General features: G+C 38.5%; 18 protein-coding genes. 12 read left to right on the forward strand and 6 right to left on the reverse strand.

Annotation, left to right across the window (positions count from 1 at the left end; all coding sequences use genetic code 11):
- Positions 1-131: 131 nt before the first annotated feature.
- Genes aroK through ATS76_RS00335 form a run of 4 tightly spaced genes read left to right on the forward strand, consistent with a single transcriptional unit; the run spans position 132 to position 4,036 of the window.
- A complete protein-coding gene (aroK, locus tag ATS76_RS00320) occupies positions 132-650 on the forward strand; it encodes a shikimate kinase AroK (RefSeq protein WP_006793103.1) in 519 nt (172 codons plus the stop codon).
- 30 nt (positions 651-680) lie between these two features.
- The gene (gene aroB / locus ATS76_RS00325; protein WP_058550592.1) at positions 681-1,751 is read left to right on the forward strand and encodes a 3-dehydroquinate synthase; all 1,071 of its coding nucleotides are present in this window, start codon (positions 681-683) and stop codon (positions 1,749-1,751) included.
- Positions 1,752-3,113 (forward strand): SPOR domain-containing protein, encoded by a 1,362-nt coding sequence (locus tag ATS76_RS00330; RefSeq protein ID WP_058550593.1) that lies wholly within the window; start codon positions 1,752-1,754, stop codon positions 3,111-3,113.
- A gap of 53 nt (positions 3,114-3,166) precedes the next feature.
- Positions 3,167-4,036: a Dam family site-specific DNA-(adenine-N6)-methyltransferase gene (locus ATS76_RS00335; protein ID WP_058550594.1), complete on the forward strand. Its 870-nt coding sequence runs from the start codon at positions 3,167-3,169 to the stop codon at positions 4,034-4,036.
- On the opposite strand, the gene ATS76_RS00340 is transcribed toward ATS76_RS00335, so the two are convergent.
- On the reverse strand, positions 3,981-4,166 hold the full coding sequence (locus tag ATS76_RS00340) for a DUF2970 domain-containing protein (protein WP_058550595.1): 186 nt from the start codon (positions 4,164-4,166) through the stop codon (positions 3,981-3,983). The two genes, ATS76_RS00335 and ATS76_RS00340, sit on opposite strands and share 56 nt — an antisense overlap.
- Positions 4,167-4,169: 3 nt before the next feature.
- Complete coding sequence (locus ATS76_RS00345; protein WP_058550596.1) at positions 4,170-4,466, reverse strand: hypothetical protein; 297 nt, start codon at positions 4,464-4,466, stop codon at positions 4,170-4,172.
- Positions 4,467-4,670: 204 nt separating this feature from the next.
- On the opposite strand from ATS76_RS00345, the gene rpe reads away from it, so the two are divergent.
- The 3 genes from rpe to trpS are packed head-to-tail and all read left to right on the forward strand — an operon-like array spanning position 4,671 to position 7,055.
- On the forward strand, positions 4,671-5,354 hold the full coding sequence (gene rpe / locus ATS76_RS00350) for a ribulose-phosphate 3-epimerase (protein ID WP_058550597.1): 684 nt from the start codon (positions 4,671-4,673) through the stop codon (positions 5,352-5,354).
- Positions 5,354-6,019, forward strand: coding sequence for a phosphoglycolate phosphatase (locus tag ATS76_RS00355; RefSeq protein ID WP_058550598.1), 666 nt, complete (start codon positions 5,354-5,356; stop codon positions 6,017-6,019). Before rpe ends, ATS76_RS00355 begins: the two co-directional genes overlap by 1 nt.
- Positions 6,020-6,050: 31 nt before the next feature.
- Positions 6,051-7,055 carry a tryptophan--tRNA ligase gene (trpS, locus tag ATS76_RS00360; RefSeq protein ID WP_006793110.1) on the forward strand — a complete coding sequence of 335 codons (1,005 nt, stop codon included), beginning with the start codon at positions 6,051-6,053 and terminating at the stop codon, positions 7,053-7,055.
- A gap of 113 nt (positions 7,056-7,168) precedes the next feature.
- Here trpS and ATS76_RS00365 read toward each other — a convergent pair whose 3' ends face one another.
- Positions 7,169-8,089 carry a TraB/GumN family protein gene (locus ATS76_RS00365; protein WP_058550599.1) on the reverse strand — a complete coding sequence of 307 codons (921 nt, stop codon included), beginning with the start codon at positions 8,087-8,089 and terminating at the stop codon, positions 7,169-7,171.
- Positions 8,090-8,125: 36 nt separating this feature from the next.
- Positions 8,126-8,491 (reverse strand): hypothetical protein, encoded by a 366-nt coding sequence (locus ATS76_RS00370; protein ID WP_058550600.1) that lies wholly within the window; start codon positions 8,489-8,491, stop codon positions 8,126-8,128.
- 282 nt (positions 8,492-8,773) lie between these two features.
- Between ATS76_RS00370 and ATS76_RS00375 the strand changes: the two genes are divergently transcribed.
- The gene (locus ATS76_RS00375) at positions 8,774-10,918 is read left to right on the forward strand and encodes a winged helix-turn-helix domain-containing protein (RefSeq protein ID WP_058550601.1); all 2,145 of its coding nucleotides are present in this window, start codon (positions 8,774-8,776) and stop codon (positions 10,916-10,918) included.
- An 86-nt stretch (positions 10,919-11,004) separates the two neighbouring features.
- Here ATS76_RS00375 and uvrA read toward each other — a convergent pair whose 3' ends face one another.
- Positions 11,005-13,824: an excinuclease ABC subunit UvrA gene (gene uvrA, locus ATS76_RS00380; RefSeq protein WP_058550602.1), complete on the reverse strand. Its 2,820-nt coding sequence runs from the start codon at positions 13,822-13,824 to the stop codon at positions 11,005-11,007.
- A gap of 161 nt (positions 13,825-13,985) precedes the next feature.
- Here uvrA and ATS76_RS00385 point away from each other — a divergent pair, with 161 nt between their 5' ends.
- From ATS76_RS00385 to ATS76_RS00395, 3 genes are all read left to right on the forward strand, one after another.
- On the forward strand, positions 13,986-15,353 hold the full coding sequence (locus tag ATS76_RS00385; protein WP_058403838.1) for an MFS transporter: 1,368 nt from the start codon (positions 13,986-13,988) through the stop codon (positions 15,351-15,353).
- 20 nt (positions 15,354-15,373) lie between these two features.
- Positions 15,374-16,078: a single-stranded DNA-binding protein gene (gene ssb, locus ATS76_RS00390; protein ID WP_058550603.1), complete on the forward strand. Its 705-nt coding sequence runs from the start codon at positions 15,374-15,376 to the stop codon at positions 16,076-16,078.
- Positions 16,079-16,428: 350 nt separating this feature from the next.
- Entirely contained in the window at positions 16,429-18,123 is a 1,695-nt protein-coding gene (locus ATS76_RS00395) for an EAL domain-containing protein (protein WP_235590884.1), read from the forward strand.
- A gap of 58 nt (positions 18,124-18,181) precedes the next feature.
- On the opposite strand, the gene ATS76_RS00400 is transcribed toward ATS76_RS00395, so the two are convergent.
- Complete coding sequence (locus ATS76_RS00400; RefSeq protein ID WP_058550604.1) at positions 18,182-19,090, reverse strand: 1-aminocyclopropane-1-carboxylate deaminase/D-cysteine desulfhydrase; 909 nt, start codon at positions 19,088-19,090, stop codon at positions 18,182-18,184.
- 178 nt (positions 19,091-19,268) lie between these two features.
- Here ATS76_RS00400 and ATS76_RS00405 point away from each other — a divergent pair, with 178 nt between their 5' ends.
- Positions 19,269-19,790, forward strand: coding sequence for a type II secretion system protein (locus ATS76_RS00405; RefSeq protein WP_058550605.1), 522 nt, complete (start codon positions 19,269-19,271; stop codon positions 19,788-19,790).
- Positions 19,791-19,878 lie beyond the last annotated feature (88 nt).

The following is a 19,878-nucleotide window of genomic DNA, read 5'->3' on the forward strand; positions in this document are numbered from 1 at the left end:
TATGTGGCTTTTTATTCTAATTGACTTGAAATACCCCTGCAATTACTGAGATAATCCCCTCCTTAATTTTGGGGCCAGGTCGTTAGGCGGGGTTTTATTTCAAATTTTAGAGTTCGTTTGTACTAAAAGATATGGCTGAGAAACGTAATATATTTCTAATTGGCCCCATGGGGGCTGGAAAAAGCACAATTGGTCGTCACATTGCCGATCAATTACACCTTGAATTTGTTGATTCTGATCAAGAAATCGAACGCCGCACGGGTGCAGATATTGCCTGGGTATTCGATCTTGAAGGTGAAGAAGGCTTTAGACTTCGTGAAGAATCTGTTATTGGCGACTTAACTGAAATGCAAGGTATTGTACTTGCTACCGGTGGTGGTTCAGTAATGAGTAAAGAAGTTCGAAACAAGCTTTCGGCTCGTGGTATTGTTGTATACCTAGAGACACCTATTGAAAAGCAAGTTGCACGCACACAACGCGACAAGCGTCGCCCGTTACTGCAAACAGAAGAAGCACCTCGTGATGTACTAGAGCGCTTAGCAGAAGAACGCGAACCGTTATATAAAGAAGTGGCTGATTTTGTTGTACGCACTGATGAGCAAAGCGCTAAAGTTGTTGCAAATCAAATCATTGAGAAATTAGATTTTTAAAACCAATACATAATGAAGGATTAGCTGAGCATGCTTAAATTAACTGTTAATTTGGACGAGCGAAGTTATCCTATTTATATTGGGCAATCTGCACTTCAAGATAATGGCCGTCTAATTCACCATATTGGTGATTGTCGGCCTATCATCATTACTAATGACACAATTGAACCTTTATACTTACAAGGCTTGCTTGATTCATTAGCTGAATTAAATCCTCTTTCCTTTATTATACCTGATGGTGAGCAATACAAGTCACTAGAGTGGTTTGAAAAAATATCTGCTTTCTTACTGCAAAATAATTGTGGTCGCGATACTTGTTTAATTGCATTGGGTGGCGGCGTAGTTGGCGATTTAACCGGCTTTGTAGCTGCATGTTATCAACGTGGCGTGCCGTTTATTCAAATACCTACAACACTTTTATCGCAAGTGGATTCATCTGTTGGTGGAAAAACAGCGGTGAACCATCCGTTAGGAAAAAACATGATTGGGGCTTTTTATCAGCCACAAGCTGTTTTTATTGATACTCAGTCTTTGCATACACTCCCTAAAAGAGAGTTTGCGGCAGGAATGGCTGAAGTTATCAAGTATGGTTTAATATACGATACCGAGCTATTTGCTTATTTAGAACAAAATGTTGAAAACTTACAGCTGTTAAATGAAACATGCCTACAGCATATTATTTACAGGTGCTGTGAAATTAAAGCGTTAATCGTTGCTGAGGATGAAAAAGAGCAAGGTCTCAGAGCATTGCTCAACTTGGGGCATACCTTTGGTCACGCAATTGAAGCCCAAATGGGTTATGGTAAGTGGCTTCATGGTGAAGCTGTCGCTACGGGTATGGTATTAGCTTCTCAGTTAGCTCACACTCGAGGTGACTTAACGCAGCAGGATGTAGCGCGTATTGTGGATGTTATTAAACAATATAACTTGCCAACTGAAGTACCTCTAGATATGACGAGTGAGCAATTTTTATTGCATATGCGTAAAGATAAAAAAAATAAAAAAGGAACTATCCGTTTTATTTTACCCACTCAATTTGGTCAATGTGCACTGGTAGACGATGTATCTGACGATCAAGTCCGAGCATTAATCGAGCACTAAATGCAGTCACAAATTTTACCAAGCCGTGCGGCTTTGGTGGATAGAATCGCACTGCAATTTGAATATGGTCAAAACCTCATTGTTTTACTGGGCACATCAGGCTTAGGTAAGAGCTATTTGCTTGAAACCTTTATTACCGATAAATACAACGATTTTAATAAAGCATTTGTACAATCAAGTGCAAAATTGACGGACGCTCAGTTAATGAGCGATCTGTTAGAGCAAAGCTTTAACAACCCGTTGGTTGACCATAATTTAAGTTTGTCTGAAAATTTTTATCAGTTACTTAATCAACAACAACCGGGCTCCTGTTTGTGGGTTATTGACGGTGGTAGGCACTTATCAGAAGAGTTTTTAATTGAGCTGGAGCTACTAGCTAAAAATAGTCCAATCACTCTTTATATTATGATTGCCTCAGCTGCAAAATTGCCGGTTGAACATGCAGTTGAAATTCATCTTGAACGGCTTCCTCTTCATGAAAGTAAGCAATTAATGGGGTGGTACTTTGAAAAGCTTCCTCATGATGAAGATCCTGTCTTCCAAGCTTTTTTAGCTGAAGCTAATGGTAATCCTAGTTTATTGCTTGCTTGGCAACAAGATGAGTATATTGCTGATATTAAAGTCAAAGATAAAGTATCATGGCGTGTACATTTATTAGTACTTATGTTGCTCATTATGTTCTTAATTATAGGCTTGTTATATAAGTCAGATATGAGTGATTGGTGGCAAAAGCATTATGAACAGGGCACCATTGAGGTTGGTAGCACTGCTATTCCAGTGAGCCAGGTCACTGCACCTTCTACTTTTGAAGATGATACAGAAAGTATTACTAATATATCAGCCGAAACAGAAACAAGCACCAAGCAGAGTGAGCAACCAAACGTTGAGCTGCAAAGTACAAATGATATACCTGCAATAATGCAAAGCTTAAGTGCTGGAAGTCAGGACAATAATTCAACTAAGTCAAATAGCCCTATAGAGGATGAGCCAGTTGAAGAGTTTGTAGAGGAGAGGCAAACAAGCACTGAAGCAGATGAATCACCAGTGCAGCTGCCCATTAACGAAACTAGCGTGTGGTATTCCCAGCAAAATGATTCAAATATAGTTATTCAGTTGCTTGCAGTTACACAAAAAAAAGTTGTAGATGATTTTATAAAAGAGTATGCACTTCAATTAACAGCGTACACCTATCAAACACAAAGAAACGGTAAAACATGGTGGGTGGTTACAACAGGCAGTTTTACAAGCATAAGTGATGCGCAGCAAGGTATGAAAAACTTACCTGCTAGTATCTTAAAAAATAAACCGTTTTATAAAAAAATTAGTAAAATAAAACAAGAAATTGCACTAGTTGATCAGTAATATAAATCGCTTTAGTGTAAAATCGCGCAACACCAGATTGAAGTAAAGAACCAATGCAGCAAAAGAGTAGAGCTTTCCTTAAATGGGCTGGCGGAAAATACAGTCTCGTTGATGATATTAACGCGCGATTAAACCAAGCAAGTTCGGATGCTGATACCTTGGTTGAACCTTTTGTTGGTGCCGGTTCAGTTTTTTTAAATAGCAATTTTAAGCATTATGTTCTTAACGATATTAATGCTGATTTAATCAACTTGTATAAAGAATTAAGAAATTCACCCGATGAGTTTATTAGTGACGCAAAAAAACTATTCGTTGATTTAAATAACCACCCCGATGCTTACTACGAATACCGAGTTCAATTTAATCAAAGTCGCGATGTATACGAACGGTCAATGCTGTTTTTATACATGAATCGTTTTGGTTACAATGGACTATGCCGTTATAACTTAAAAGGTATTTTTAATGTACCATTTGGTAAATATAAAAAGCCTTATTTTCCTGAAAAAGAAATGTATTTTTTTGCTGAAAAAGCACAGCAAGCGACGTTTACGTGCTTAGGCTACGATGACGTATTTAAATTGGTTCCCAATAACGCGGTTATATACTGCGATCCCCCGTATGTTCCTTTGAGTAAAACGGCTTCGTTTACTTCTTATGCTAAGGGCGGGTTTAATTTAGATGATCAGGCAAATCTAGCTAACTTGGCAGAGAAAGCTGCGTTTGAAAATAACACGCCAGTGCTTATTTCAAATCACGATACTGTATGGACACGAAAAATATATAGCCAAGCGTCTCTTGATCAAATTCAAGTTAAGAGAACGATAAGCCCTAAGGGGGGAACTCGTAACAAAGTCGGCGAGTTAATGGCTATGTACTTACCACTAAAGCAACCACAGCGTAAATTGAAAACGCAAAAGCGATAAAAAGTATTACCGCAATGGCAATAATTGATGAAATCGAGTGTTCTTGAAAATCGGCACGGCGTTTTTGTTCTGATTGAACACCAAAAAATGCGGCTAGCACACTTTGCAACGCGCTAATAAAGTGCCGCATTGTTTAGAATAAAGGCTTTAAAGAAGGTGTTTTCTTGCTGTCGTCTGAGCTTGTTAATAGCTCTAATAAATCTAGGTAATGAAACTGAGCACTGCGGCTATCGCCTGTGATCCAAGAAAACCACGAAGAATCTTCTTCAAGTACATGTAAACAGGGTTTACTTGTCTCTATTTCGTGTGTTGCTTGCGAGGCACAATTGTTAACCGAGCTTAATTCTTGCCCTGAGCTTGGCGTAAAATTGACTACCCCAATCACTAATAATGCTGATGCAATTAATATCCCAATTTTAAAAGCGCGCATGGTTTAAACCTAATATTTTGTTACTTTTTTAAGCATAACAAAAACTGTTCAAATAACAAACTTGTTTCTAATAAAGACGATTAATTAAATTTAAAAATAGCCACTTAACCACTTTAAAAACAGCATGTTTACGCCTTAGTTGCTTGGGTAACGTCATCAATTGAGTTACATTAACGTAATATTTGACTCATTGGTGAATCTGCTATGTTTAGCCCAGAACAAAAATACTTAATTGCCCCATCAATTCTTTCAGCTGATTTTGCAAAGCTTGGTGAAGATGTTGATAACGTTTTAGCCGCCGGCGCAGATGTAGTTCATTTTGATGTAATGGATAATCACTATGTACCAAACTTAACAATTGGGCCGATGGTGTGTAAAGCACTTAGAGATTACGGTATCACCGCGCCAATTGACGTGCATTTAATGGTTAAGCCTGTCGATAGTATCATTCCACAATTTGCTGAGGCGGGGGCATCCATTATTACGTTTCATCCCGAAGCGAGCGAGCATATTGATCGCACTATTCAGTTAATAAAAGATCAGGGCTGTAAAGCGGGTTTAGTATTTAACCCAGCAACAAGTCTTAGTTATTTAGATCATGTGATTGATAAGCTAGATACCATTTTGCTTATGTCAGTAAACCCTGGGTTTGGTGGGCAAAGCTTTATTCCTCACACACTTGAAAAACTAGCACAGGCAAAGCAGCGTATTGTTGAGTCAGGCCGAAATATTCGACTTGAAGTGGACGGTGGTATCAAGGTAGATAATATTGCTGCAGCAGCTCAAGCAGGTGCAGATATGTTTGTAGCAGGCTCAGCTATTTTTAATCAACCAGACTACAAAGTGGTTATTGATAAAATGCGTAAGCAACTTGAGAGTGTAAAATAATGCAGTATGATGCCGCATTTTTTGATTTAGATGGCACGTTAGTCGATAGTGTATACGACCTCTATATTTCGATTAATTTAACATTGAGTGATTTGGCATTTCCTATTGTAAGCCAACGCTTGGTCGAAAGCTGGGTTGGTAATGGTATAGACATACTGGTAAAGCGAGCACTGAGTGGTGATATGCAAGTTAGTGAGCATTTAGATGAATCGCTAATGAATAAAGCTATTGCACAGTTTCATAAGCATTATGAGGAACAAGTAGGTCAATACAGCGTGCCATACCAACATGTTGAAACAGGACTTGCTGCTTTACGTGGTATGCAAAAAGCATTGATAACTAATAAGTCTCGAATTTTCACAGAAAAGTTACTCGATAAGTTAGCCCTTACTAATCATTTTGAGCTGATTATTTGTGGTGATGATATGGCAAAAAAACCGTCACCTGAGCCATTATTATTTGCGTGTAAAAAGTTAAATATTGAGCCTGCTAAAGCAATAATGATTGGCGATTCTAAAAGCGATATACTTGCTGCAAAAGCGGCGGGTATTGATGTAATAGCAGTAGGCTATGGCTATAATCAAGGTGAAAACCTTGCTGATTATAATCCACAGTACCTATGCGATAACTTCTTAGATATAATACCTGTTCTAATGCAGCGTTAAATATTAATAATTAAGTAAATAAAGGAAAATCATGAGTAAACCAGTAGTTTTAAGCGGCATTCAGCCAACCGGTGGTATGACAATAGGCAACTATGTTGGCGCTATTAACCAGTGGCTAAAGTTACAGGAAGATCACGAAAGTTTCTTTATGTTGGTTGACTTGCATGCTATCACCGTTCGCCAAGAACCTGAGTTATTACGCTCTCGTGTACTAGATGGTGTTGCGTTGTATGCTGCGTGCGGTATCGACCCTGAAAAGTCAGCGTTATTTGTTCAGTCTCAAGTGCCAGAACATGCACAGTTAGCGTGGGTGCTTAATTGTTATGCGCAAATGGGTGAACTTAACCGCATGACCCAGTTTAAAGATAAGTCGTCAAAGCATGCTAACAATGTAAACGTGGGCTTATTTTCGTACCCAGTATTACAAGCAGCTGATATCTTACTTTATCAAGCCGATCAGGTACCGGTAGGCGAAGATCAAAAACAACACTTAGAGCTAACGCGTGACATAGCGACGCGCTTTAATAACTTATACGGTGACGTTTTTAAGCTGCCTGAGCCATACATTCCTGAGTTTGGGGCGCGTGTAATGAGCTTGCAAGACCCACTCAAAAAAATGTCTAAGTCTGATGAAAATCCAAATGGCTACATTATGTTGTTAGATGAGCCTAAAAAGATTGAGAAAAAGCTTAAAAAAGCAGTAACCGATTCAGACGAGCAAGCACGTATTTACTTTGATCGAACTGAAAAGCCAGGCGTATCAAACTTACTTACTTTATTAAGCGTTGCGACTAAGCGCTCAATAGAAGACCTAGTGCCAGAGTTTGAAGGTAAAATGTATGGTCACCTTAAAAAAGATACAGCCGATGCCGTAGTGAGCATGATTGAACCAATTCAAGCACGCTTTAAAGAAATTCGTGAAGATCAAAACTTACTTGATAACATAATGAAATCGGGTGCTGAAAAAGCAAGCGTACGTGCAGAGAAAACGCTAAAGTCGGTATACGATGCATTAGGGTTTATTCCACGCGGATAGGTTTATCGAAATAAAAATGCCGCTTATTAGCGGCATTTTTTATATTGCACATATCAACATGATAGACCCAAATAAAAACAGCAGGGATACTGCTAATTTGTCTGTTTTATCCATTATTCGACTCCTTTTGCAGTAATTTCTTGTGCGTTATTAATGCTCACTAAAGAAACGCTGTAGCCTTTATTTTCAAGTAATGTAAGCAAACTATCTTCGCCTACAAGGTGTCCAGCTCCAACAAGTACAAACTCATTGCTATCGTTATTAAACATTGCCTCTACTTTTGGTAACCAATTATTATTTCTATCTTTGAATAGCTGCTTGTAGCTTTTTGGGTCATTTTTCTGCATTTTTTCAACCGCTACCTTATTTAGTGTGTCGGTATCACCTTCTCGCCATGCAGTTAATAATCCTTTAAATACATCATTATAGTTATTAAGATCGGCTAGATTACGTTTAATAAAGTCATTTTCGTTACCTTGACCCATTGTTTGAAATAACGCTAGCTGAAACTCCATTGTTTCTAAGTAGTTTTTTGTTTTGTTGTCTTTAGTCGCTTTTTTCGTATAGTAAGCATCAACACCTTCACCCATTAAGTTTTGTTTTTGCAGTTCCATCGACATTAAAACGATACCCACCATGGCTGGGCGAAAACCATCTAACTTATCGAGGTTAGCGCCAAACTCACTCAGTTTATTTTCAAGTGAAGCTTTAACCTCAGGCTCTAACTTTTCGCTTAACGTTTCATTATTTGTATATGAAAGCGCGCCAAGCATTTGCATTTGAGCATTAGTATCAGCTGGGTCTGTTAATGGCGCTTCAAAAACAATTGTATCGGCTTGTTCATAAGCATGATTAAACTCAACAGGTAATGGCATTTCAGCTTTAGGCAAAATATGTACAGTACCGCCAATAAATAACGAGTCATTCCCTTTGCTTACTTGCCATACTGAACTTTGTGCATGTGCTGTATTTGCTACCAAGCTACAACCAAGTAAAACGCTGGCAGACACTAATTTTTTTGTAAAATTTTTCATGATGATTCCTTAATGCAATTTCTAAATTTATTGTTTTTAGTTAGATAAAATATTGCTGAAATAAGCAGTGATTGACGATGTGACCTTTGAAAGGTTTTTATCTATTTGTGAGTTTATTTTGTCCATTGAAGAGTCAAGCTCCGCTGATATTTTTTCATCTATTGAAGAGAGTAGCGTTTGTGTATCACTATTACTTTTTAAAGACTCTGTAGCGTCTATTTTGGTTGTTTTTTTCTGCTTTACATTTTTTGAGCTAGTTATCATTGGGTTTTCACCAATCATGCATTGCTCAAAACTCCTTTGAGTGTTTTGTTGATTAGTGTCAGCTGCAATAGCTGAAGTAGTATTAAAAGCAGTGGCTAATAGTAAAGTAGATAGACCTTTTTTCATTGTGCTGTTCATAATTAAACCTTTTATATTTTTAATCGCAGCTAATTTAGAATCGCAAATGATTTTTTAGTAAGCTGCTTGTTGATGACGGTTTAAAGAATATCGCTGAATTTATTAAGAGTCGCTTATCTAGTTGTGAGCAATTAATAGGTAAGCTTTTATTGTTAATTAATCCTTTTAATTTAATTGGTTAGGGTTAAACCTTATATTGTTAATATAAGGTTTTAAATGCTTTTTATACAAAATAATGGATACATGTGATACGGTTTATAAAAATAAAAACATGTAAAGACTATGAATTATCAAATCGGACCTTGGCAATTTATTAGTAATCGCTGCGTGATTACTTCAAATAACTTAGAAAGGGAATTAGATCCACTCTTAGTAAGGTTATTACTGCACTTCGTAAGTAAGCCTCAACAAATAGTTTCTCGCCAAGCGCTTATTGAAAGTGTATGGCAACAAACTTTCGTAGACGATAATGCGATTAACCGAGCTATCTCAGAGCTAAGAAAACAGCTTGCCCATCCAATTGAAAAAGCACCTCTTTTAAAAACGCACTACCGAAAAGGCTATAGCCTAACGGTTATTCCAGAGCGTTTATCGCAAGTTAATGACGCTGACAACTACGTACAAGTATTGAATGAGCCATCTGCTTTAAGTTCAAAAAATGTGGATGCTGCAGAAACAACTTCCACTCAACCTTTTAAAAAAAGTAGTTTAAAAAAGCCCATCTTTTATTCTTTATTAGCCATTGTCTGTTTATGTTTTTTTGCATGGTTTGTGTGGCTGTTTGTTAGCACTCCTTCTAAAGATGAAGTTAAACAGATCACGGTAAATAAGGTGGCGAGTACATGGAATATAGGGAGTGAGGTTCACCCTGAACTATCATCAGATAAGCAATATTTAGCTTATACCAATGTTGAACCTGAACAGGATTTTAATCGTGCATTTGTTAAACGTCTTTCTGATCAACGAGAAGTGGAAATTACATACCCTGGTTTTCAGGTATCTATTTTATCGTGGCAGCTAAACCAACAGGCTGTGCTACTACAAGCTACAAACTTAAAGCAGCAGCAATGCGAAATGGTATTGGTTGATTTAAGCCAGTTTCCACTTATTGGGGATGCTAAACGAATAAAAAAATGTGATCTCAGATACACAGGTTATGCGCAATTAGATAAAAATGGTGAGTATATTTATTATACCGAGTACAAAAATGAACAAGATGGCTCAGGTTTATATAAATTTGACTTAGAATTACAAAAGGAGTCGATTGTTATTCCTCCGCCAGGTGTAATGTATGGCGTAATAATGCCACGCTTATCTCATTCGGGTAATAAAATAGCGTACATATTGAGCCAAAAAGGCCAACCATTTTCTGTATTTAGTTACGACTTTACTTCGCGTGAAACTAAGCGATTATTTAAAGCAAAGAGAAGAACAATTAGTTTCGCGTTCGATTGGCTTTCAAATGATAAAGGCGTCATTGTGTTTGAAGACTCAGATCTTGCAACCATTACGTTTGATGAAAATAATATAATTAAACATACACAGACGATTACCCCTGCAATTTCACCTTATTATATTACAGTTCAATCTGCTAATAGCCTGTTTTACTCAGCAAATAAAACACAAGCATTTTCATTAATTAAAGCAACAGATACCTTTGGCGATAATCCAGTTTATGAATCTTTGTATAAAAGTGATAATGATGACTACAGCATTGTTGAAGTAATAAATAAAGCCGGACCAGCACATGTTTTTGTTTCAGAGCGCTCTGGTAGTAGCCAATTATGGATTGCTCAAAATGGACTAACTAAGCAACTTAGTTTTTTTAATTACGATGACGTCTCATCTGCCTATAGGTTCAGAGGGTTAAAAGTATCTCCTAATAAGGAACGTATATTATTAATAAAAAATAAGCGCTTTTCACTTTATGACGTAAATACTCAAAAATTCTATCCGTTGGAAATGTTGAGTGGGCGTAAAATAGAGAGTTATATTTGGTCAAAAAACAACGAAAGTATTATTTATATTGAGCAGCTTGATTCAAAAAATAGAGTTGTTGAGCTGAACTTGCTAACCCGTGATACCCGCGTAATAGAAGACATTAAAGCTAATAAACTCATTTCAGATAGTGAAGGTAACGCCTACGCAATTAGCCTTGAACAGTTGATTCGCTTCGCGGATAAGCAAAGCTGGGCATTACCTAAAAATGCTAGAAAGGCGCATGTGTATGGAATTAGTAAAGACTATTTCTATTATTCAGATTCTATTTCAAGAATCGCTAGGTTAAATTTAAAAGATGGCAGCGTGCAAGATACTCACGTTGATTTTCGGCCTATCGCTTTTGAAGTAAGCTCAGATAACGAAATTTTATTTACGGGTGCAAAGTACAAAGATATGCAAATTATACAAATTAGTTGGGATGAATAGCGAAGTTTATAAAGGACTAACAGTCGGGAGCTAAATATAAAAAAGCACCAAACAGTTAAACTGCTTGGTGCTTTTTATAATCTATATTAAAGCAATGGCTTTAGGTAATGCCCGGTGTGCGAGCGCTCACATTCAGCTACGTCTTCAGGCGTACCTGCAATAAGTATTTCACCGCCGCCAGCGCCTCCCTCAGGACCTAAATCAACCACCCAGTCTGCGGTTTTAACCACATCTAAGTTATGCTCAATAACTACGATGGTATTACCATGATCGCGCAGGCGATGTAGTACAACAAGTAGCTGTTCAATATCGGCAAAGTGAAGGCCGGTTGTTGGCTCATCAAGTATGTACAGTGTTTTACCTGTATCGCGTTTAGAAAGCTCACGAGCTAGTTTTACACGCTGAGCTTCACCACCAGAGAGTGTAGTAGCGGCTTGTCCTAAACGCACATACGATAAACCAACATCCATTAGCGTTTTAAGTTTACGTGCTATTGCAGGTATTTTATCAAAGTAGTCGTGTGCATCTTCAACAGTCATTTCGAGTACTTGGTGAATGTTTTTACCCTTGTATTGTACTTCTAGGGTTTCGCGGTTGTAGCGCTGCCCTTTACACACATCACATGGTACATATACATCAGGTAAAAAGTGCATTTCTACCTTAATTACGCCATCACCTTGGCAGGCTTCACAGCGTCCACCTTTAACATTAAAGCTAAAGCGACCCACTTTGTATCCGCGAGAGCGTGACTCTTGTGTACCGGCAAATAGCTCACGAATGCCCGTAAAAATGCCGGTGTACGTAGCAGGGTTTGAACGCGGCGTACGTCCAATTGGGCTTTGGTCAATATCAATTACTTTATCAAAATGATCAAGGCCACTAATTGATTTATACGGTGCAGCTTCTGCTGTAGTTGCGCCGTTTAATTCAGTATGCGCAAGTTTAAATAACGTATCGTTTATAAGTGTTGATTTACCAGAGCCCGATACACCGGTAATACACGTCATTAACCCAAATGGAATTTTCAAATCGACATTTTTTAGGTTGTTACCGGTCGCGCCAAATAGCTCAAGCCATTTATCGCCGGTTGGATTACGCTCTTTTGGTACTTCTATTTTGCGCACGCCAGATAAAAACTGGCCAGTTACCGAGTCTTTAGTGGCTAGAATATCGTCGCGTGTACCTTGTGCAATAATATGCCCACCGTGAACACCTGCACCTGGGCCAATATCAATAATATGATCGGCGGCACGAATAGCATCTTCATCATGTTCAACAACAATAACGGTGTTACCTAGGTCGCGCAAATGCACTAATGTTTGCAGTAGGCGGTCGTTATCGCGTTGGTGTAAACCAATTGATGGTTCATCCAATACGTACATTACCCCTACAAGGCCTGCACCAATCTGACTGGCTAAACGAATACGCTGCGCTTCACCACCAGAGAGGGTATCGGCACTGCGCTCAAGCGATAAGTAATTAAGACCAACATTAATTAAAAACGATAAACGGTCGCGAATTTCTTTTAAGATTTTTTCTGCTATTTGGGCTCTTTGGCCACTTAACGATAGGCTTTCAAAAAAGTCCATCGCTTCGCCAATGCTCATAGTAGTAATAGCAGGTAAGTTTGTTTGACCTATAAATACGTGGCGTGCTTCTTGGCGTAAACGCGACCCCTTACAACTAGGGCAAGCTTGGCTAGTTTGATATTTAGCGAGCTCTTCACGCACCGAGTTTGACTCAGTTTCGCGATAGCGACGGTTCATGTTGTTTAACACGCCTTCAAACTCGTGGTTGCGTGTTATTAAATCGCCTCTGTCATTACGGTAATTAAAAGCAATCTTAGTTTGCCCTGAACCCTCTAAAATAATTTTTTGAGAGTCTTTAGCCAGCTTTTCAAATGGTACATCTAAATCAAATTTATAATGCTCGGCTACCGCTTGAAGCATTTGAAAGTAATAAAAGCTGCGTTTATCCCACCCTTTTATTGCACCACCGGCCAAGCTTAGCTCAGGGTTATGTACTACGCGGTTAGGATCAAAATATTGACGTACGCCTAAACCGTCACAGCTTTGACACGCGCCGGCAGGGTTATTAAACGAAAATAAACGAGGCTCTAATTCGGTCATTGCGTAGCCACAGGTAGGGCAGGCAAAGTTGGCTGAAAACAGCATTTCTTCAATGCTACTGTCGTCCATGTAAGCTACATTTGCCACACCACCCGACATTTCGAGCGCAGTTTCAAATGACTCTGCTAAACGCTGTTGTTGGCCATCTTTTACTTTAAAGCGATCAACTACCACTTCAATAGTATGCTTTTTGTGAAGCTCGAGCGTTGGCGGATCTGATAGGTCGCATACTTCGCCATCTATACGAGCGCGAATGTAGCCTTGACTTGCTAGTTGCTCAAGCAACTTAACATGTTCACCTTTACGCTCTTTTACTACCGGTGCCAAAAGCATTAGCTTAGTGCCTTCAGGCAGTGCTAAAACGGTATCTACCATTTGGCTAATTGTTTGTGCGGCTAAAGGTAAATCATGTGTAGGACAACGAGGTTCGCCCACGCGAGCAAACATTAAACGTAAGTAATCGTATATTTCGGTAATGGTACCCACGGTAGAACGTGGGTTATGCGAGGTTGATTTTTGTTCTATTGAAATTGCAGGAGATAGGCCTTCAATATGATCAACATCGGGCTTTTCCATCAAGGATAAAAACTGTCTTGCATACGCAGAAAGTGATTCAACATACCGGCGTTGCCCTTCAGCGTACAAAGTATCAAATGCAAGTGATGACTTTCCCGAACCAGATAGGCCTGTGATAACAATTAATTTATCACGTGGGATGGTTAGGCTGATGTCTTTTAAATTGTGCGTACGGGCGCCTCGGACTTCAATGTTTTCCATGCTATCTCGTTAATTACCAAAATTATTTACTGAGTATCTCATAATACGCTGCAATATTAATCCTTGATCATGAAAAATCCTTAGCTTTAAGCGATTAATTATTGCCAAGCTTGTGATAGAATCCTTGCCTAATTTTTTCACATCGTAAGATTTTGCTGATAATGACTGCATCTTCACTTAATTCACGAGAAAAGCGCGCCGCTGTATCGCTAGCGAGTGTGTTTGCATTTAGAATGCTCGGCTTATTTATGCTGATGCCGGTATTAGCGATTTATGGCCAGTCGCTTGACGGCTTTTCACCGATTTGGATTGGTTTTGCTATTGGTGCGTATGGCTTAACACAGGCAGTATTGCAAATACCTATGGGCCGTTTGTCAGACAAAATAGGCCGTAAAAAAGTTATTATTGGTGGTTTAGTTGTGTTTGCTATCGGCTCAGTCATAGCCGCATTGGCTGAATCTATCCAAATGGTCACTGTAGGGCGTGCCTTACAAGGTATGGGCGCTATTGCTAGTGCATTACTGGCTTTTGCCAGCGACTTAAGTCGCGACGAACAACGCCCTAAAGTAATGGCTGTAATTGGTATGAGCATAGGCATGAGCTTTGCCTTTGCGATGTTATTAGGCCCAATTGTTGCCGCTTCGTGGGGTGTAGCTGGGGTATTTTGGTTAACAGCAATACTTGCCGTGCTCGGTATTGGTATTATTTTATTTTTAGTGCCAAACGCAGTAAATAAAGCGCCCAAAGGGGATACCTTGGCAAGCTTTAGCGATATTAAAAAACTGATTAAACATCCAGAGTTATCACGTTTAAATGCAGGCGTATTATTACTGCATTTAACATTAACCACTATTTTTGTGGTACTACCAAGCCAGCTGATAAAAGAAGGTTTGGCGGCAGAGCAACATTGGTATTTGTATATTCCGGTCTTGTTTTTGGCATTTTTATTAATGGTACCTATTATGATTGTGGCCATTAAAAAAGAAAAAGAAAAGCAAGCGTTTATCGGTTCTGTAGCGCTGTTAACAGTCAGTATGCTGGCCATGTCAGTATGGATTAATAGTGTGGTAGGTATTGCTATATGTATGTTGCTTTATTTTGTCGCATTTAACTTTTTAGAAGCCACAATGCCAGCGCTTGTATCGCGTATAGCCCCGGCTAACCAAAAAGGATCAGCCATGGGGGGATACTCGTCTAGCCAGTTTTTAGGTGCCTTTTTGGGCGGGGTGTTAGGTGGTTATATTGCTCAAACTACAACAACGCAAGCTGTGTTTGCGGCAGCGGCACTTGTTGGGTTAATATGGCTTGTTGTTGCGTGGAAAATGCAAGTACCACCCAAAAGTAAAGTTATTAGTTTAATGACCAAATTAAGTTCTGAGGAGCATGCCCAAACATTGGCTTCTCAGTTAGTTGCTTTACCAGGTGTAATAGAAGCAACAGTAGTGCGCGACGAAAGCCGTAGCTACTTAAAGATTAATGATAAAGAATTTGACCTAGACCAAGCACGTAAAGTAGCTGGTTTAATCTAACGTTTATAGGAGATGGTTCCATGGCACGCGGTGTGAACAAAGTAATTTTGGTTGGTAATTTAGGACAAGATCCTGAAGTTCGTTACATGCCTAATGGCAATGGTGTAGCAAATATTACCTTAGCAACGTCAGACAGCTATAAAGATAAAAACACTGGCCAAATGGTTGATAAAACTGAATGGCACCGTGTTGTATTTTTTGGAAAGCTGGCTGAAATTGTTGGTGAGTACTGTCGTAAAGGCTCGCAAATTTACGTTGAAGGTAAACTTCAAACACGTAAATGGACCGATCAACAAGGCCAAGAAAAATACACCACAGAAATCGTTGTTGATGGCTTCACGGGTCAAATGCAAATGCTAGGTGCTCGCGGTGGCGATCAGCAAAGTGGTGGTGGCTATCAAGGTAATCAAGGCGGCCAACAAGGCGGTGGTTATCAAGGTAATCAAGGTGGCCAACAAGGCGGTGGTTATGCACAAAATAACCAAAGCCAGCAAGGTGGGTACGCACCACAACAGCAAGCTGCACCTGCTGCACAGCCTCAATCGGCGCCTGCTCCACAGCAAAGTAATCAGTATCAGCCACAAAATGGCGGTTTTGCTCCACAGCAAAATAGTGCACCACAGCAGCAAGGTGGTTTTGCACCTAAGCCTCAAAATGCACCACAAGGCGGCGCATCAAATCCAATGGAACCAACTATAGATTTTGATGACGACATTCCGTTTTAGACAAAGACAAAAGTAAGAATGTTGAAAAAACTTTTGAAGACCGCTACTTAGCGGTCTTTTTGTTTTATAGGGTTATTATACCAATCCGCAATAATACCTAATCATTTTATGTGGCTAAACATGTTGCTACTTGCGTTAAAAATTTGTTATTTGGAATAGCTAAATACCAAAATGCTTGTCTTGTTATCGACAATGTTTTACTGCCTATAATAGAACACTCAAGTAAGCGAATTGGTTTAAAAATAGCGATTAGCTTGCTTACTATTTTATATTTAAAGTTGATTAGTTACCTTGTACTTATGGCAGTTTTGAACAACACTTCAGTTATTAATATAACGTTTGGGTGAGCTATGTTTAAGGGGCGCTATTGGTTATCAAATCATTTAAAACCTGTATGTTTGGCCTTGCTTATTATCTTGCTGATTGGTTTTAATTTTATATTAAGTAATGCATTACATTTAAAAATATATAGAGCTGGGCACCAGCTTGTAAAGCAAGTGTATGAATTGCAATTAAATGCGCCATTAGATCAAAAAACATTAGCTGCTTTAGTTAAAAGCAATGGATTTATGCTTTCAGCTGAGCCGTCTTCTGGGCATTTTAAAAAACTAATAAAGCCAGAGCTTAAAGTGTTTTCGTATAAAACGTTAAATTTAGGCCTTTATCACCCTCCTGTCTGGATAATGGAAAGTTACCTCTTCATTTTACTCAACCTTATTGTTTTAGGATCTGCAAGCTCGCTTTATCGCTGGGGAAATGCAGTTAATTTAAAACAATTGAAACGACTCAATAGTCAGCCTAAGGAGTTAAAACTACCAAGTGACACGTGCGATAGGGTAGATATAGTTAAAACCGTTAAAACCGTTAAAAGCGATGAGCTAGGGTCGCTCTATGCCGCGGCTGAGCAGTATCATAGTTTATTTATTTTAGTGAGTTGGGATTGCGAGTTTGATAAAAATACTGACTTAGAAACAAGCTTTAAAGTATTAATACTTAAAAGCGTTCCTGAAATAAAAAAAATTGCTGTGAAAGTCATTAACCCTGAACAACTAACCATTACACTCTACAATGTGCCTATCGCTGAGCTTGATCGTTATACTGAACGTCTATACAAAATTATTTTTAATGTGTGTCAAAGCCATCAGAAAAGTACGACTCGTAAACATGTTAAGTTAGGTGCATGTAACTTTCGCTTAGGTGCCGATCAATCCAAGGTATTGCAAATAGCAAAAGCGGCTTTAACGCTTTCTCAAAATAGTATGTTATTGCACCGTCATCGATTAGCACTGAGCAAAAGCCAAGAAGTGTTATTTTGTAATGAGCAGGTTATTAACAATATTAAAAAGAATAAGTTTATGCTTTCTTTTCAGCCTGTGTTCGATTTGATTAGTGGCGATATTATTCAGCATGAGGCATTAATAAGAGTAAGGCACGACATGCATGGTTTGCTGGCGGCTCAGTATTTTATTAATCAAGTTGAGAGTAAAAATGACGCGCTAATATTAGATAAAGCGGTGTTATCGCAAATACTCACTCTGGTAATGGCTGAAAAGTCACCATTAAGCGTTAGCGTTAATATGCACCCTAAAAATTGGCTTAACGAAGAGTTTTGGAGCTGGTTAAGCACACAAATGGATAGGCTGAATTTAAGCTGCCAATTACAGTTTGAAATGAGTGAAGCTTTTTTTTGCAACAACAAAGATGCGTTAGCAAATACGTTAAATATAATAAAAAAACACAGATCTAATATTATTATTGATAATGTAAAAACGAGTGAAAACATTCCTCTGCTTATTCACTGTGAAGAGGTAATAGGTTTAAAGCTAAGTTACGATCTAGTGCACTTAGTCAATGAAAAATCGCATAATCAAAAATGCATCAAAAACATTGTTAATGCAGGAAAAATGTTAAATCTTCCTGTTTATGCGGTAGGAGTAGAAACTCAAAAAGAACTTATTATGCTTACAAAACTAGGTGTCGCGGGCGCGCAAGGCTTTTATTTTTCGGAACCTTTACAAGAGCTAACTCAGGCTGTTTTTCATTGATGTACTTTAGTTTTTTAATTAAACCCTACGCATTGGGTGCTCGACTGAAAAAGTATGCTTAAATAAGTTTTCTGTACTTAAGCCCTTCTAATCCTTGTAAGCCGCCGGTATGAACTGCAATTATTTTACTGCCAAAAGGAAAGTAATCTTGCTCTATTAACTGCCACAGAGCGTACAGCATTTTACCACTATAAATAGGCTCTAGCGGTAGATTGTGTGTAGTGCTCATATGTTGGCAAAACGCCCATAACTCAGGAGTGAATTTACCATAGCCACCGCCATGAAAATCGCAAAGCAATTGCCAGTTAGTTTGTGACCTTGCTTTAGCACTTAGCTTACGGACTTCCTCTATTAAATATTGTGCTTGCTTTAAAACTGCAATTCCTATTATTTGTGTTGTTACATTACTGCCCTCAATAAGGCCCGCAAGCGTTCCACCACTACCTGTAGGGCATATTAAGTAATCGTGTTTTGGTAAACTTTGTGCAAGCTCTGCGCAGCCTTGTATTGCATAGGTATTAGTGCCACCTTCAGCAAGAAAATACGCATTGGGGAATTTTGTTCTAAGGTCTGCGAGGTATTGCGCATCGCTTCGTAGCTTATATTCAATACGGTTAACAACATGAAGCTGCATGCCACACTGCTGTGCAAATTGAATAGTTGGGTTGCTTTGATCTAAATTAGGCCCGCGAATAATCCCATGCGTTGTTAAACCAAACATCTTTCCCGCTGCGGCGCACGCATGTATATGATTTGAAAATGCGCCACCAAATGTAAGCAACTCGGTTTTATTCTGGGACTGCATTTGTATTAAATTATATTTTAGTTTTCGCCACTTATTCCCATTTATTAAAGGGTGAAGCAGATCATCTCGCTTTACTAATAGCTCAATGCCTTTACCTTTTAACCACGGATCATCAATTTTTTGCGTAATAGTGGTTTCATTTATTTCGAAAGATGCAGGCATTTTTTCTCAATTAAAAGGATAAATAATAAAATACACGGCTAATTTTATAGCTTATAAATAGAAGGGGCTATACAAAATTACGGTGGATTGTTTTGTGTAACAGTGCGTTGATTAAACTTTGAGTAGCTAGATTGGTTAACATGTTTTAAAGTTAACCAATTGTAAAGGGAGTTTAGTTATGAAAAAACAATTTAAGAAAACAATACTTATAAAAAAACAGATTGGCTTTTCGTTACTGCAGCTAATAATTGTTATTGTCACTTTTGGGGCGTTATCTGTTTATTTTGCCCCGCGCTTTTTAAACCTTCAAGGGGAAGCACACGCATCCATTCTTGAAACACTGCAAGTATCAATTCAAGCTGAAATAAGCGTTGTACATGGAAAAGCCATTATCAAAAACGTCCATAATAATGCTAATGGCAGTATCGAGCTTGATTCAGGAAAAATGGTTGATATTGTTTATGGCTATCCTGCTGCAACTGAGGCCGCTTTTAAGGCGTTTTTAGATACTAAATTTGCAACTGAACACACTGGGGATTTTAATATTACGAGTAGCCCACAAGCTGCAAAAGCTGTTATTTATCCCAACAGTTATTCTGCAGTGGATAATTGCCGTATTGAATATGTTGAAGCCAAAAACAACACGAAACAAAATGTAATTATTGCGCCCGCTTTAAGCGTATTTACGTCTGAGTGTTAGTACAAAAAATAAGTGTTTATAAGTTTGCTAGTTTATTTGATAACGTAATTTTAAATGGTTAACGGTTAAATAACGCAAATACGCTAGG

The sequence above is a fragment of the Pseudoalteromonas sp. 10-33 genome, from assembly GCF_001469195.1.
Classification (GTDB): domain Bacteria; phylum Pseudomonadota; class Gammaproteobacteria; order Enterobacterales; family Alteromonadaceae; genus Pseudoalteromonas.